Raw genomic sequence first — 15,336 nt, forward strand, 5'->3', positions numbered from 1 at the left:
GAATCGGGGCAATGCGAGTGGCGATCACGCTGGAGCAGTGCTGGCACCGGGTGCCGGGCGGGACGGCAACGGCCGCTCTGGGATGCGTGGACGCATTGGGGCGCCTCTCAGCCCCGCTGGAGTTGGTGGGCATTTCGGCCTGGCACCGGAATCCCCCAGAAGAGCCGTTTGCTCCCAGTGTTCCCGTGGCCGCCCTGCGCATGCCCCGGACCAGCCTGTATTGGAGCTGGCACAAGATGCGGTGGCCCTCCGTGCAGCGGGTTGTCGGTCCGGTGGATGCGATCCACGCCACTGGCATGGCGGTGCCGCCCCGGACTGCACCGCTGGCGGTCACGGTCAATGACCTGGCGTTTCTGCGTCATCCTGACCACTTCACACCTCGGGGCGTGCAGTTCTTCATCCGGTCGCTGGAGCTGACCCGCAATGAAGCCGACGTTGTGGTGTGCCCATCGCAGCACACTGCGGACGATTGTGTGCGGGCGGGGATTGATGCCGAGCGGGTGCGGTTTGTGCCGTATGGGGTTGAGGACTGTCTTGTTCCGCCAGACGAGGCCGATGAGGTGCGACAGCGGTTCGAATTGGCCGAGCGGTTCGTATTGTGGGTGGGAACTGCTGAGCCCCGGAAGAACTTGGACGGGCTGTTGGCCGCGTGGCAGATGCTGGACCGAACTGACGAAGAACTCGTGCTGGTGGGTCCGGCCGGCTGGAAGTCCAACCTGGACGATGATCTGCCCGCCCCGATCCGGCGACTGGGCTTCGTGAACGAGGCCGACAAGCGGTCGCTGATGCGGGCCGCAGCGGCGTTCTGCTATCCGAGTTTGACCGAGGGTTTCGGCCTGCCCGTTTTGGAGGCCATGGTGCAGGGCACTCCCGTGGTGACATCGGCGACCGGGGCCACCGCAGAGGTTGTCGGAGCGGCCGGCGAGGTGGTGGATCCCACCCGGCCGGAGGAGATTGCCGACGCCTTGGGGGGATTGCTCGGCGACACTGATGCGGCCGACCGCCTGGGCAAGCAGGGACGGGAGCGGGCGCTATCCGAGTTCACCTGGCAGCGCACTGCCGAGGGGCTCATGCAGGTCTATCGGGAGCTGGCGGGTTGACCGCTCAAACGATCTCTGTGGGAGTGAACCTGCTGTGGCTGAGATCGGGCCGAGTGGGAGGCACCGAGGACTACGCGGTCAGGCTCCTGTCGGCCATTCCGCCGGATGGGTCAGTGCGGCTGACCTTGTTTGCGCCGCGGGGGTTTGCCGAGGCCCATCCGTCGCTGGCCGAGCGCTGGGAGGTTGTCACGTCGCCGGTGGGGAAGCGGCGGCCGCTGCGAGTGCTCGTCGAGAACACCTGGTTGGCCGCCCAATGCCGTCGCCGCGGCCTTGACCTGGTCCACCACTTTGGAGGCACCGTTCCCCTTGTGGGCGTCAGGCCGGCCGTCGTGACCATCCACGACTTGCAGCCCTTGGATCATCCCCGGCGCTTCGGCTTGGTCAAGCGGCTGTACTTGCGGGTGATGCTGCCATGGTCGGCGCGCCGGGCTGAGGTGATTGTGACTGTGAGCGAGTTCTGCCGCAACCGCCTTGTGGAGCGTTTGAAGGTGGATCCCCAGCGAGTAGCGGTTGTACCCGCGCCGGTAGACGTCTCCTCGAACGAGTCAGACATGCCGCTGGCCGCGGCAGCGCCGGACCTGGCCAGCCCGTTCGTGCTGTATCCGGCGGTGACCTACTCCCACAAGAACCATGAAGTGCTGCTGCGGGCACTGGCCCGATTGGCCGACGACGGCGTGGATGTGGCGTTGGTGATCTCGGGGGGCCCCGGACCACTGGACATCAAGCTGGACCATTTGGCCGAACGGCTCGGAGTGGGAGGCCGTTGGCACCGGCTGGGCCGCATCCCCCGGGCCGTGCTCGACGGCCTGTATCGACAGGCGGTGGCCATGGTGTTCCCGTCGAAGTATGAGGGGTACGGCCTCCCGGCGGTGGAGGCCATGGTTCGGGGCTGTCCGGTGGTGGCTGCCAATGCCGGGGCGCTGCCCGATGTGGTGGGTTCGGGCGGGCGTTTGGTGGAACCCGACGACGATGCCCAGTGGGCTGACGCCATCGGCAAATTGGTGGGCGACGCCGACGCTCGGCGGGAGTTGAGCGAGGCGGGAGCATCCAGGGCGCGCGAGCTGGCCGAGTTCGACCCGGGAGCGGGGCTGTACAGCCTGTACACCAAGGTGGCCGAATGATGAGACCGCTCTCGATCCTGGTGCTTTGCCCCCACTATGCGCCCGACACCGCTCCCACCGGGGAGGTGATGACCGCCATTTGCCAGCAGTGGACGGCCCGCGGCCACCGGGTGGAAATCGTGACCAGCCTTCCGTGGTACCGGGACCACGCGGTGGCCAACGGTTGGACCGGACGACTGGTGCGCACCCAGCAGGAGCCGTGGGGCCGGATCCGGCGCTGGCATCCGTTTCCCTCCAACAAGGGGCGGCTGGTGGCCCGGGCGGCGGGATTCGCCGGGTTCACCGCGCTGGCCGGCACCGATGCCGTGGTCGCGGCGGGCCGCTGCGATGTGGTGTTCGCCATGTCGCCGCCCATCACCCTGGGTGCTGCTGGGTGGGCGGCCGCCTGGCGAGGACGGGCGCCGTTGGTGTTCAACGTGCAGGACGTGTTCCCCGACGCGGCGGTGGAGGCCGGCGTGATGCGCAATGCCCGGGTGGCGGCTGCGGCCTCGCGACTGGAGCGCTGGATGTACCGGCGGGCTGCGGCGGTGACCGTGCTGTCGGAGGGCATGGCCGTGAACGTGAGAGCCAAGCTGGACTCTGGCGTTGACCCGGCCAAGGTGGTGGTGATCCCCAACACAGCCGACGCGAGCCGCATCAGCCCGGCCGATCGTCGCAACCCCTATCGCGCCCAACTGGGGCTGGACAGCGCCGACAGCACGGTGGTGATGTACGCCGGCAACCTGGGCCATTCCCAGCCCTTGGAGCTGGTGGTGGCCGCGGCGGAGCGGTTCGCCGACCAGGGTCGAGCTGACGTGCAGTTCGTGGTCAACGGCGATGGGGTGGCCCGATCAACGGTGGCTGCCGCAGCCGAGCGGCTGAACAACTTGCATTTGGTTGGCTGGCAGCCGCCGGAGCGGCTCGAAGAGGTTCTGGCGGCCGCTGATCTGCACCTGGTATTGCTGCGAGCTGGGCTGGGCGCGTCCAGCGTGCCCTCCAAGGTGTACTCGGTGATGGCCGCGGGGCGCCCGGTGCTGGCCAGCGTTGACCGCGGCAGCGAAGTCGAACGGCTGCTGGCGGTGTCCGGGGCAGGCCGGACGGTGGATCCCGATGACGCCGACGCCTTCTGTTCTGCGCTGGCCGAAATGGTCGCCGACCCCGAAGCCCTCGTGGAGATGGGGCGGCGGGGCCGGGCCTTTGCCGAGCAAGCCGCGGGGCCCCGAGAAGTGGCCGACCGGTATCTGGACCTGTTTCTTGATCTGGTGGATTAGCGGTGGGCAGCCTGCTGCTACAGGTGTGGGTTGTCAGTTCGGGTCGGGTAGCGTGGTAAGCCGTGGCAAGAGCCTCTGGTTCTCGAAAGGTGGCGCGGGCCGCATCGATGGGCGGGGTCGGGCAGCAGCGCCGGCTCATCGGTTTTCCCGCTGTCGTGGTGCTCATCATCCTGATCGGCATCGCGGTGGTGGCCATTGCCCGCACCCAGCGCGACGCTGAGGCCCGTCCCGGCCTCAGCGACCACTGGCACTCGGCCTACACGGTGTGGGACTGCACCTCCGGTGACGGCGGGGCCCACCAGCCCATCTTCGAGGGCCGGCGAAACGCCCAGGGCTATCCCTACGATCCCTATGGCATTCACTCCCACGCCGACGGGTTGATCCACATCCACCCGTTCACCGCCAACGCCACCGGCAATGACGCCGTCATGGCCAAGTTCTTTGACGCGATGTTCGTGAAGATGGATGTGAACGGCATCACCGCCACCGAGTTCGGGGTGATCAGCGCGGTGGACGCCGTGTGCGACGGGCAGCCGGCGGTGATGCAGATCGTGCGCTGGTCAAACGCCCTCACTGCGGTGGCCGCGGAGCCCGACGAACGGATCTACGAGAATTTCGGCGATGTCCGCTTCAAGAAGGATGGCGAGGCCTTTACCATCGCCCTGGCGCCCCGCGACGCCGTGGTGCCGCTTCCCCCCACCGTGAACGACCTTCTCGGGGTGTCGCCGTCGCTGGTGGCCGACCTCACCCAGCCCGAGGGGCCGGTTGAGTTCGATGAGACGCTCGACGAGGACATTCCGGGCGTCCAGTTGCCAGATGGCGGCTGAGCCGGTGTGGATGCGGTAGTTCTGGTCGGCGGCTTCGGCACCCGGCTCCGGCCACTGACCCTTACCCGTCCCAAGCAGATGCTGCCGGTGGTGGACCGGCCCATGATCGAGCATGTAGTGGGGCGTTTGGGGGAGCAGGGGATTACCCGAGCGGTACTGTCACTCGGATATCGGCCGGACGCCTTTGAGGCCGCCTACCCCGAGCGCCGCTGCGCCGGGGTGGAGTTGTTCTACGCAGTGGAGCCCCAGCCGCTGGACACCGCAGGGGCCATCGCCTTCGCGGCCCGCATGGCCGATGTCCAGGACACGTTCGTTGCCGTGAACGGTGATGTGATCAGCGACTTTCCGCTGATCGATCTGCTTGACGCCCACCGCGGCAGCGGCGCGGCGGCCACTATCGCCTTGACCCCGGTGGAGGACCCTTCCCGCTACGGAGTAGTGGTGTGCGACCCCGATGGCCGGGTCCAGGCCTTCGTCGAGAAGCCGCCCGCCGACGAGGCGCCCAGCCAGTGGATCAATGCCGGGATATACGTCATCGACCCCTCAGTGCTCGAATTGATCCCCGAGGACCGCCCCGCGTCAATCGAGAGAGAGACCTTCCCAGCCCTCGTGCAGAAGGGGTTGCTGTACGCCGTAGCCCATGACGGCTTTTGGATCGACGCCGGTACTCCTGCCGCCTATCTGGAGGCCCAGATCGCCCTCGCGGGTGGCACTCACATCCACTCCACCGCCGAAATCGATCCCAATGCCCGGATAACCAATTCAGTGATAATGGCCCACGTCACCGTTTCCGCCGACGCCCGAATAGCTGACTCCGTCCTGCTTCCCTACAGCACGGTCCCGGCGAACGCTGAAATCAGGAGGGCCATCGTGACCCCCGACCACCACATCGCCACTGAGTGACCACTAGCGGAACAGGTCCTCGGCAGGGGGTCGGATCAAGTCCGCTTGAATGCTGCCGGGGCCGAGCCAGCCTGGGTCGACGCCTCGGATGACGGCGACAGGGACGTTTTCAGCCTTGCCCATCACGAGCTCGGCAGCCGCGGCCAGTTCATCGACGATGGCCACCTCGGTTACCTGGAGCTCTCTGCCCGTCGTGTCGGGAGTGCCCCGAAGATCGAGAATGGGGCGGACCCCGGCCACGCCGATGGCCACGTCGGCCACCCCCCGCCGCCAGGGCCTCCCGAAGGTATCGGAGACGATCACCCCCACCTCCACGCCGGCTCGGGCCCTGATGCCCTCTCGGATTCGCCGGGCCGAGCGGTCGGGATCGTCAGGCAAGAGCGCGGCTGTGTCCGCAGCCACATTGGACCGGTCGACTCCGGCGTTGGCGCATACGAATCCGTGTTTGGTCTCGCTGATGACGAGGTCGCCCCGCCGCCGCAGCACCCGCACCGATTCCTGCTCCACCACCGGTTTGTGGGACATGGGGTCGTCAGGGTCGACTGCGACCATGGCGTTCTCGGCTTTGGAGACGATCTTCTGGGTGACCACCACCACATCGCCGTCGGCCAAATCGGTCGCCTCGGCGATGAGCCCGGCCAAATCATCTCCGGCCTTGATCTCCGGCAGCCCGTCCACTCCGAGGATCTCGAGCTTCAAGCTTGGACTCCCTCTGGGAAACAGCCCAGGACGGTTCGGGCCAGCGCGGCAGCGGTGTCGATGCTGTCCATGATCGTCGAGGCAACCACGCAGGACACCCCGACGGCTTCCACATCGTCGGCTAGGTGGGCGTCGGCCTCGTCGATCACCAAAGTGGCGGCCACGTCCTGGTAGAGGCGGGCCACTCCCACCACCGAGCTCTCATGGCCCAACTCTCGCATTAGCCGATCGGCGGGGCCCTTGAGAGCGGCGCCGCCCACAATGGGCGACACGGCCACCACAGCATCCCGGCGGGCGGCCACCGACTTCCGCACGCCGGGAACTTCCAGCACGGGGCCAATGGACACGATGGGGTTGGAGGGAGCGATGATGATCGACTGGGCTGTCTCCAAGGCCTCGATCAGACCTGGCGTGGGCTGGGCGCATTCCGACCCCGCCACCCTGACTGCGGTCACGGCCACGTCATGGCGGCGGCGCACGAAATAGTCCTGGAACCCGATCTCGCCCTCATCGACGGTGGTGACCTTGGTTTCGATCCGGTCGTTGGTCACCGGCAGCACGGTCAGCTCCAAGCCCCAGGCCGCGGCGATCTCAGCGGTTGCCGCGGCCAGATCGGCACCCTGGTCCATCCGGTGAGTGCGGTAGAGGTGGGTGGCCAGGTCGCGGTCGCCGAGACGGAACCAAGTGATCCCGCCGTAGCGGTCCAAGGCGTCCATGGCCTGCCAGGTCTCACCGGCCAAGCCCCAGCCGGTGTCGGGGTTGACCGCGCCGGCCAGCGTGTAGACCACGGTGTCCAAATCGGGGCTGACATGGAGACCGTGCAGCACAGTGTCGTCGGCCGTGTTCACCACCGCGAGCAGGTCTTCTGGCGGATGCACCCGTATGAGGCCGGTGAGCAGCTTGGCTGCTCCCACCCCTCCGGCCAGCGTGACCACGCTTTGGGTCAAGAGGCCTCCACAAGCCTGCCGGGAGGGGGACCAATCAAGAAATCCCCTTCAGCTTGCCCTGGAGCAGGTCCAAATCGGCGTCCACCATCATGGCCACCAGATCTTGAAACCCGACCTCTCGGTGCCAGCCCAGCACCGAGGTGGCCCGGCCGGGGTCGCCCACCAGCATGTCGACTTCGGCGGGGCGGAAGAAGGCCTCGTCGATCACCACGAAGTCGCGGTAGTCCATGCCCAAGTGGGCGAAGGCCAGCTCGCAGAACTCCCGCACTGAGTGTGTCTCCCCAGAGCACACCACATAGTCGCCCGGCTCGTCTTGCTGAAGCATCAGCCACATGGCCTTCACGTAGTCGCCGGCATATCCCCAGTCGCGCTTGGAGTCGAGGTTGCCCAGGCGCAGTTCGTCTTGACGGCCCAGAAAGATCGAGGCCACCGCGTGCGTGATCTTTCGGGTGACGAATTCCAGGCCCCGCCGGGGGGACTCGTGGTTGAACAAGATGCCCGAACTGGCGTGCAGGCCGTAGCTCTCCCGGTAGTTCACCGTGATCCAGTGGCCGTAGACCTTGGCCACTCCGTACGGGCTGCGGGGGTAGAAGGGGGTCGACTCGGTTTGGGGTACCTCTCGGACCTTGCCGAACATCTCGCTGCTGGATGCCTGGTAGAAGCGGATGGATCGGTCGACGATGCGGATGGCGTCGAGCAGGCGAGTGACCCCCAAGGCGGTGGTCTCGCCGGTGAGCACTGGCTGGCCGAACGAGGTCTGCACGAACGACTGGGCTGCCAGGTTGTACACCTCGGCAGGTCGGTGCATTTGCAAGGCCTCGATCAGAGAGGCCTCGTCGAGCAGGTCGCCGCTCACGATGGTGATCTGGTTCTGGAGATGGGCGATGCGCTCGAAGCTGACCATGCTGGACCGTCGGACCAGGCCCACCACCTCGTAGCCCCTGTCGAGCAGGAACTCGGCCAGATAGGAGCCATCTTGGCCCGTGATCCCGGTGATCAGCGCTCGTCGCTCAGCCATCAGAGTCACCAGTTTGGCCGGTTTGTCGGCTGCGGGCATCTTCGAGTGTGACAGCCAGGGTGTCGACCAGCGCGATCTCAGGGCCCCAGCCGGTGGCGGCCCGGAGCTTGCCGTTGTCCCCCCGCTGGACCGGCAAGTCGACCGGGCGGAACAGGCGATCGTCTTGTTCAAGGGTCATGGGGATCGTGGCCAGGTCCAGCAGGATTTCGGCAATCTCAGACACAGCCACATCCCGGCCCGAACACACGTTGTAGGCCTCGCCCGGCTCGCCCTCGATCGCGAGCAAGCGGTAAGCCCGGACCACGTCGCGCACATCGGTGAAATCGCGGCGGGCCGAGAGGTTCCCCACCGGGACTGCGGTGTTTCCGGATCGCTCGTTGCGGGCGATCCGGGCGGCCAGCGCCGGGGCCAGGAAACGCTCGCTTTGGCCCGGGCCCAGGTGATTGAAGGCTCGGGCCCGGATCACCCCGAGGCCGTGGCCCAAGAATCCCTGGATGCACACCATTTCGGCGGCGGCTTTGCTGGCGGCGTAGGGGTTGACCGGTCGGAGGGGGGCGTGCTCGGTAATGGGCAGATCGTCGGGGTCGACCATGCCGTAGATGTCGCTGCTGGTTACCGACAGCAAGCGGTCGACCCCGGCGTCGATGCAGGCCCGCACCACATGCAGGGTTCCATCGGCGTTGACCTGGAACGTTCCCATCGGGTCGCCCCAGGAGGCGGCCACATCGCTCTGTCCCGCGAGGTGGTAAACCACATCGGGCTTGATCTCGGCGATCAGCTCGCCGATGGCGCTGGCATCCTCGATGGGAGGGCTGCCGATGACGCGATCCACCTCGATGACATCGTCGGCGCAGGCGTTCAGGTGAGCGACGAGATGGGTGCCAACAAAACCCCGCGACCCGGTAACCAGGGCTCGCATCGCAACGAGTGTGCCACTTGGAGCACACAATTGCCGTGCCAAGGGATTCTGGGCCCGGGCGCGGCGAGCCAGATCCGGTTTCCAGTCGTGAGCCATGCCTCTTCTGCTGCGGGGCGGGCCGGTACGGTGTTGAGGTGGTCGAGCCGCAGCCGCCTCAGGAGCCGGGCCCGGAAGAAGATCCGCTGGTCGAGTGCATTCGCAATGGCATCTACACCGCGGTGGGACTCGGGCTGTTGTTCATCAATCGCGTGCAAACCGCCCGGCGGGATTTGGTCGGGCAAATGCCCGACGATCTGCGGGACGCGTTCTCCGACCTCGCCGATCAAATGCCTGAAGACGTTCGCAACGCGGTGGTTGACCTGGCCCGACAACTTCCCGATTCAGTGCTGGCTGTGCTGTCGGATGCGGTTGAACAGGCCCCGGCCCTGGCCGATGCCCTGCGGGAATTCGTCGGACGCCACTCCGAACAAACCTGATGGAGGCCAAGGCCGACTTCGGAATTCATGTGGTAATCGTGAGCCACGACCCGGGTCTGTGGTTCGACGAGATGCTGGAGTCGATTGCCGCGCAGGATCATCCATTTGTAGATGTGACCGTGGTGGATGCGGGCAGCGAGTCGGATCCCACCGCCCGGGTGCAGCGTTTTTTGCCCGAGGCGTCGGTGCATCGGATGGATTCCAATCTGGGATTCGGCCCCGCGGCCAACCAAGTGCTGCTTGATGCCGACTCGGTTCCCGATTTCTTTGTCTTCTGCCACGACGATGTGGCGCTGGCGCCCGATGCCCTTCGCGTGCTGGCCCAAGAGGCGGTGCGCTCCAACGCGGGAATTGTGGGCCCCAAATATGTGGACTGGGACGACCCCGACCGCATCCTCCAGGTCGGCTTCATGGTGGACAAGACCGGGGTTGCGGTTCCCACGGTGGAAAGCGGCGAGCTCGACCAGGAGCAGCACGATGTGGTCCAGGACATGTTCGCGGTGCCCGGAGGTTGCGTTCTCGTGCGCGGGGACCTTTTTCGAGCCGTCGGCGGATTCGATCCCGACATGTCGTTCTGTTTTGAGCACGTCGATCTTTGTTGGCGGGCCCGCACTGTGGGGGCCAGGGTCATGGTGGCGCCAGCAGCAGCGGTCCGCCATCGCCAGCGTCTGACCGAGCGCATTTCGGGGGCCCAAGTCGAAAGGCTGAGCCGCCGCCACCGGATTCGCACCCTTCTGTCGGTGTATGGCGTTTGGCATTCGGTGCGAGTGATTCCCCAGGCGATGTTGCTGTCGGCTATCGAGGTGCTGGCCGCGCTGGCTACCGGGCACCTCACCCGGGCTCGCCACATAGGGGCGGCCTGGGGGCACAACCTGGTTCGGTTGGGGTCGATACGCCGGCGACGGCATGCCGTGGGTCAATCCCGTCATGTGGGGGACACCCATATCCGCCTTTCACAGGCTCGGGGCTTTGCCCCGATGGCCAAACTCTTGGCCAACCTGAGGAGCGGCGTCGGTGACGGGGATTCACCTGGGAGTGCCCTGTTGGCCCGGTTGAGCCGATCGCGGGCATCGGTGATGGTGGGGCTTGCCACCGTGCTCTTGGTTCTGCTCGGGGCTCGCGAGTTGGTTGCCGGAGGCATTCCTGCGGTGGGCGATCTGGCCCGGCTTGGGTCGAGTTCCGACCTCTTGAGCGGCTGGTGGAGCGATTTCCGACCAGTGGGACTGGGTCAGGAGGGGTTTGCCCCCACCGGCCTGGGGGTGCTCACCCTGCTGAGCTGGCTGTTCTTGGGGGAGACCGACCTGCTGCGCACGGTGTTGATCGTGGGCATGGTTCCACTGGGGGCACTGGGGGTGTGGCGGCTTATGCGCCCCTTCGACTCCCTGTGGATTCAAGGGGTGGCGCTGGCTGTCTATCTCGCCAATCCGTTGCCTTACAACGCGCTGGCCAACGGCGTATGGAGCGCCCTGCTGATGTACGGAGCGGTGCCTTGGCTGATGCGGGCCGTGTTGGCCGGAGCGAGACTGGCCCCCTACGGCTCGGTGGGGGGCAGTCGTGGGTCAGGCTCGCACCGGTTGTCGTTTCTGCGGGAAGCCCTTGCGGTGGGGCTGCTGTTCGGCTTGGCCGGTGCATTGGCCTCGGACGCACTGATCGTCATGGGCCTGCTGCTGGGCGGTCTGATTCTGGGGTCGTTCATCGCCGGTACCGCCGAGGGAATGGCCCGCATGGTGGCGGTAGCGGTAGCCGGAGCGGCCGTCGCTGCGGTGTTGAATCTTCCTTGGCTCGCCGACAGCCTGCCGTCGTTGCTTGGGGATCGGCCCGGTGGGAATGGCGGAAACTCTTGGGCGGAGATCCTGCGGTTCGATACCGGGCCGTTTGGCGACAACCGGCTTGGCTGGGCCCTGCCAGCGGCGGCGGTGCTCCCACTCGCTTTGGCCCATGACTCCCGGCTGGCATGGGCAGTGCGGGGGTGGACGCTCTACCTGGGCACCGCGGCGGTGGCTCTCGTGGCCGAACAGGATTGGTCGACAGTGCCTTTGCCCCGGCCCGAGGTAATACAGATTCCCGGCGCAGTGGGCTTGGCCATGGCGGTGTCCATGGGTGTGGCCGCCTTCTTGGTGGACATCCGCCGCCACCGGTTCGGGTGGCGGCAGTTGGTGCCCTTTACCGCAGTTGCTGCTTTGGTGGCGGGAATGCTGCCCGCCCTCGCGGTGGTTTCCGAGGGCGACTGGAACGCGACCCGAGACGACTACACCGATGTGGCACCGTTCTCCGAGGATGGGGGCGAAGCTGATCATCTGGTTCTATGGCTCGGCCACCCTGACGTATTGCCGCTGGCCAGTTGGAAGCTGGACGGGCACCTGTCATTCTCAGTCTCCAGCGGCCGGGACTATCCCAGCGTGGCCCAGCGCTGGGCCGGCCGACTGGATGACCGCACCGGCCAAGTGCCCGACGCGGTGCTGAAAGCTCCGGAGTCAGGCACCAATCGATTGGGTGCCGAACTGTCCCAGTGGGGAATAGGCACGATTTTGGTGGCGGAGCGCTTGGCCCCCGCTCCCTACGGCGAGCTGACGCAGCCTGCTCCCGAATGGCTGTTCGACACGCTCGACAGCCAGCTCGATCTGGCACCGGGAGGGCTGACTGCGGGCATCGCCACGTACCACAACACGGCGGCAAGTCCCGAGGCTCTGCGAACAGCCATCGGCTCCTCGCCCGATGACGGAGCCTCGGCATTGACCCGGTTGCTGCTGGCGGTGCAGATCGTGTTGTGGGTGGTGGGGCTTGTGGGGATGGCCCGTCTCAGTACCGGTGACTGGCGTCGTCGGCAGGGGGCGATCCGGTGAGCAGCCAGGTAATGCGCTGGCCGCTGGTAGTGGTGGCCCTTGCCACCGTGATCGGGTTGGCAGTGGCCGACCGGGGCGATGATGAGCAGGAGTTTGGGTTGGCCCGAACCACCCAGGCGGTCGTCAGCGCGGCGCCCGGGCCAAACGCACGAGCGGGTGTCTGGTACTGCTCCGAGGGAACATCGCTGCCGGGCGAGTTCGCCGACCACTCGGTCATCGTGGCCAATCCGACTGAGATCGCGGTGGCCGCCGCGGTGTCGGTGTTTCCGTCGACCCCGGTTGGATCGGTGAGGCCATCGGCCGGACCCGAGAAGGTCTTGCTGAACGTGCCGGCCAGGTCGCAGGCCACTCTTCGGCTCGCCGAGGTCGTGGAGTCGCAGTACACCGCGGCGCTGGTGGAAGTCGACTCGGGTTCCGCCGTGGTCGAACAGCGGGTACAAGGGCCTACCGGCATCGATGTCGTTCCCTGTGCCACCCGATCATCGGTGGTCTGGAACTTCGCCGCCGGGTCGACTCGACGAGACGCTCGGCTGATCTTCACTCTGTTCAACCCCTTCCCTGATCGAGCTGTGGTGAAGTTCACGTTCTCCACCGATGAGGGAATCCGCGAGCCGCAGGCGCTGCGAGGGGTTCTGGTTCCGGCTGGCTCGCTGGTAGTGGTGAATGCCACTGACTTGGTGCCCCGGTTCTCGTCGGTCGCCACCACCGTCGAGACGCAGGCTGGACGGGTCGTGGCCGGCAGGCTCCAGCTGTTTGACGGCACCGAGGGGTTGGAGGGCTTGACGGCGGGGCCGGGAATCCCGGAACCCCAGACACAATGGGTGTTCCCCACCGGACCTGCCGATGCGAAAGTGGCTGAGCACATCGTCTTGTACAACCCCTCAGACCGGGCGGCAGCCGCCGATGTCAGCATTCGGATGGACGCGTCCGGCATCGGCGATGCTTTGGCGCCTTTCGAAGTGTCGGTGCCTTCCCAGCAGCGAGTGGTCCTGGTGCTCGGGAACCAGGGCGGTTACCCCGTGCCACCCGCGCCCTTCTCCTATAGCGCAGCGGATTTACTGCCCGAAGGGGCGGGGTTCTGGGTCGCTGTCCAGGTGTACAACGGGGTTCCCATCGTCGCCGAGCGGGTGGTTGCCGCGTTGGCGGCAGAGTCTCCCGCGGGGGTGGCGACCACTGCGGGGACCTCGGTGACCGCTATGCGCCACCTGGTGGCGGGGAACACGGCCGACGGCGCGGGGGTGGTGCTGGTGGTGGTGAACCCGTCGGCTGACTCCATCGCGCGGATCACCGTTTCACAGGTCGCCGACGGGAGAATAACCCCGGTCGATCAGCTCGATCCCCGAGAAGTGGCCCCGCACAGCCGCCTCGTCGTGCCGGTGGACCGGCTTATCGACGGTGGCTCCTACGCGTTGCTGGTGGAGGCCAGCCAGCCGGTTGTCGTGTCCCGCTCGCTGCTGACCCGGAACGGCACAGGAACGGCCTCTGCCAATTCGGTTCCCATCGATCCCATTCTGCTCGATCCCTCCGCGTTTTAGCAGGTTGGCTCGACCTGTCTACGATCCCCGGTTGTGGACGCTCCAGCCGAGACCCTTCCCACTGTTCGAGACTTGGTGCTGAGCCGGGCCGACGACGACGGCCTGGCCATGCTGTTCGAGGACGAACAGCACACTTATCGGGAGTTCACCGCTGGGTGCGTGGCCCGAGCCCACCTGCTGCTGGACCGTCGGGGAGAGGGCCCGTTTCACGTGGGTGCGCTGCTGGACAACGGGCCTGAGTACTCCATGCTGCTTGGAGGAGCGGCCGTCGCCGGGGCAGCGGTGGCGGGCATCAACCCCACCCGACAGGGCGCGGAACTGGCCCGCGACATCACTCACGCCGACTGCGGCGTCATCGTCACCGAGAGCCGCCACCGCGGGCTTTTGGAGGGACTGGATTTGGGCGCGGCCAACGGGAAAGTGTTGGACGTGGACTCACCGGACTGGGCTGCCGCCCTGTCTGCCCACGCTGGTGTCGAGCCACCGGCGGTGGAGATCGACCCGCTGGCCCCCTATCTGCTGCTGTTCACGTCGGGCACCACTGGCGACCCCAAGGCGGCCATCTGCTCGCAGGCCCGGCTGGCCCGGATCGGCCAGGTGATCACCGAGATGCGAAGGCTGACGCCCGACGACGTGTTCTATCAGGCCATGCCCATGTTCCACTCCAATGCGCTGATGGCCGGCTGGGTTCCGTGTCTGACTGCGGGGGGCATCGCCACCTTCCGTCGTCGGTTCTCGGCCTCGGGTTTTCTGCCCGATGTGCGTCGCTTTGGCGTCACCTATTTCAACTATGTGGGCAAGCCCCTCACCTACATCCTGGCCACCCCCGAGCAGCCCGACGACGCCGACAACACCTTGCGAATCGTGTTCGGCAACGAGGGCGCGGTCCACGACCTGGAGCGGTTCTCCCAGCGCTTCGGGGTCCCGGTGGAGGACTCCTACGGCTCCACGGAGGGAGGTGTGGCGGTGAGCCGCACCCCCGACACGCCGCCCAACGCCTTGGGTCGGGCCGATGAGAGCGTGAAAGTCCTCGACCCCGACACCGGGGAGGAGGCGCCATTGGCCGTTTTCGACGACACCGGCAAGCTCCTCAATCCCGATGAGGCCATCGGCGAGTTGGTGTCGGTAGTGTCGGCGCCGACGTTCGAGGGCTATTGGAACAACCCCGAGGCCGATGAGGAGCGCACTCACGACGGCATCTACTGGTCGGGCGATCTGGCCTATCGGGATGCCGAGGGGTTTGTGTATTTCGCCGGCCGCAACTTCGACTGGCTGCGGGTAGACGGGGAGAACTTCGCGGCGGCCCCGGTGGAGCGCATTCTGGTGCGCCATCCCGACATCGACCTGGCCGCGGTGTACGCCGTGCCCAGCCCATCGGTGGGCGACGACGTGATGGCCGCGGTGGTGCGCCGCCCGGGTGCGGTCTTCGACCCGGAGGGGTTCGTGGAGTTCTTGGCCGGCCAGGACGATCTGGGCACCAAGTGGGCCCCCCGTTACGTGCGCTGGGCCGACACCCTGCCCCAGACCGAGACCAACAAGATCCTCAAGCGCGCCCTGCGCCGGGAGCGCTGGGAGTCGGGCGACGAGACCTGGGTGCGTGATGGCGACGGTTATCGGCGGCTGGCTGCTGGGGATGTAGCGGCGATCAGGGCCGAGTTCGAGGCTCGGGACCGCCTGTCGGTCTTGGACGTCTAGCTT

13 protein-coding genes are annotated in these 15,336 nt (G+C 66.7%); 9 read left to right on the top strand and 4 right to left on the bottom strand.

Going from position 1 to position 15,336, the window contains the following annotated elements; genetic code table 11:
• Positions 1-11 precede the first annotated feature (11 nt).
• From ACOGI7_RS04000 to ACOGI7_RS04020, 5 genes are all read left to right on the top strand, one after another.
• Entirely contained in the window at positions 12-1,100 is a 1,089-nt protein-coding gene (locus tag ACOGI7_RS04000) for a glycosyltransferase family 4 protein (RefSeq protein WP_419850634.1), read from the top strand.
• Positions 1,097-2,221, top strand: coding sequence for a glycosyltransferase family 4 protein (locus ACOGI7_RS04005; protein ID WP_419850635.1), 1,125 nt, complete (start codon positions 1,097-1,099; stop codon positions 2,219-2,221). The genes ACOGI7_RS04000 and ACOGI7_RS04005 overlap by 4 nt, the downstream gene beginning before the upstream one ends.
• Positions 2,218-3,471, top strand: a complete 1,254-nt coding sequence (locus ACOGI7_RS04010; protein WP_419850636.1) for a glycosyltransferase family 4 protein — start codon at positions 2,218-2,220, stop codon at positions 3,469-3,471. Before ACOGI7_RS04005 ends, ACOGI7_RS04010 begins: the two co-directional genes overlap by 4 nt.
• A 62-nt stretch (positions 3,472-3,533) precedes the next feature.
• Complete coding sequence (locus ACOGI7_RS04015; RefSeq protein WP_419850637.1) at positions 3,534-4,298, top strand: hypothetical protein; 765 nt, start codon at positions 3,534-3,536, stop codon at positions 4,296-4,298.
• A 6-nt stretch (positions 4,299-4,304) separates the two neighbouring features.
• Positions 4,305-5,201, top strand: coding sequence for a sugar phosphate nucleotidyltransferase (locus ACOGI7_RS04020; RefSeq protein WP_419850638.1), 897 nt, complete (start codon positions 4,305-4,307; stop codon positions 5,199-5,201).
• Between the two features lie 3 nt (positions 5,202-5,204).
• Here ACOGI7_RS04020 and cofE read toward each other — a convergent pair whose 3' ends face one another.
• The 4 genes from cofE to ACOGI7_RS04040 are packed head-to-tail and all read right to left on the bottom strand — an operon-like array spanning position 5,205 to position 8,784.
• Positions 5,205-5,900 (bottom strand): coenzyme F420-0:L-glutamate ligase, encoded by a 696-nt coding sequence (gene cofE, locus ACOGI7_RS04025; protein ID WP_419850639.1) that lies wholly within the window; start codon positions 5,898-5,900, stop codon positions 5,205-5,207.
• Positions 5,897-6,847 (bottom strand): 2-phospho-L-lactate transferase, encoded by a 951-nt coding sequence (gene cofD, locus ACOGI7_RS04030; protein ID WP_419850640.1) that lies wholly within the window; start codon positions 6,845-6,847, stop codon positions 5,897-5,899. The genes cofE and cofD overlap by 4 nt, the downstream gene beginning before the upstream one ends.
• 34 nt (positions 6,848-6,881) lie before the next feature.
• The gene (gene gmd, locus ACOGI7_RS04035; protein ID WP_419850641.1) at positions 6,882-7,865 is read right to left on the bottom strand and encodes a GDP-mannose 4,6-dehydratase; all 984 of its coding nucleotides are present in this window, start codon (positions 7,863-7,865) and stop codon (positions 6,882-6,884) included.
• Positions 7,858-8,784: a GDP-mannose 4,6-dehydratase gene (locus ACOGI7_RS04040; protein WP_419850642.1), complete on the bottom strand. Its 927-nt coding sequence runs from the start codon at positions 8,782-8,784 to the stop codon at positions 7,858-7,860. The genes gmd and ACOGI7_RS04040 overlap by 8 nt, the downstream gene beginning before the upstream one ends.
• A 134-nt stretch (positions 8,785-8,918) precedes the next feature.
• On the opposite strand from ACOGI7_RS04040, the gene ACOGI7_RS04045 reads away from it, so the two are divergent.
• The 4 genes from ACOGI7_RS04045 to ACOGI7_RS04060 are packed head-to-tail and all read left to right on the top strand — an operon-like array spanning position 8,919 to position 15,333.
• The gene (locus ACOGI7_RS04045; protein WP_419850643.1) at positions 8,919-9,260 is read left to right on the top strand and encodes a hypothetical protein; all 342 of its coding nucleotides are present in this window, start codon (positions 8,919-8,921) and stop codon (positions 9,258-9,260) included.
• Positions 9,260-12,103 (top strand): glycosyltransferase, encoded by a 2,844-nt coding sequence (locus ACOGI7_RS04050; RefSeq protein WP_419850644.1) that lies wholly within the window; start codon positions 9,260-9,262, stop codon positions 12,101-12,103. The genes ACOGI7_RS04045 and ACOGI7_RS04050 overlap by 1 nt, the downstream gene beginning before the upstream one ends.
• Positions 12,100-13,638: a DUF5719 family protein gene (locus tag ACOGI7_RS04055; RefSeq protein WP_419850645.1), complete on the top strand. Its 1,539-nt coding sequence runs from the start codon at positions 12,100-12,102 to the stop codon at positions 13,636-13,638. The genes ACOGI7_RS04050 and ACOGI7_RS04055 overlap by 4 nt, the downstream gene beginning before the upstream one ends.
• A 33-nt stretch (positions 13,639-13,671) precedes the next feature.
• A complete protein-coding gene (locus ACOGI7_RS04060; RefSeq protein WP_419850646.1) occupies positions 13,672-15,333 on the top strand; it encodes an AMP-binding protein in 1,662 nt (553 codons plus the stop codon).
• The last annotated feature ends 3 nt before the right edge of the window (positions 15,334-15,336 follow it).

The organism is Candidatus Poriferisocius sp. (assembly GCF_965204145.1).
Classification (GTDB): domain Bacteria; phylum Actinomycetota; class Acidimicrobiia; order Acidimicrobiales; family Bin134; genus Poriferisocius.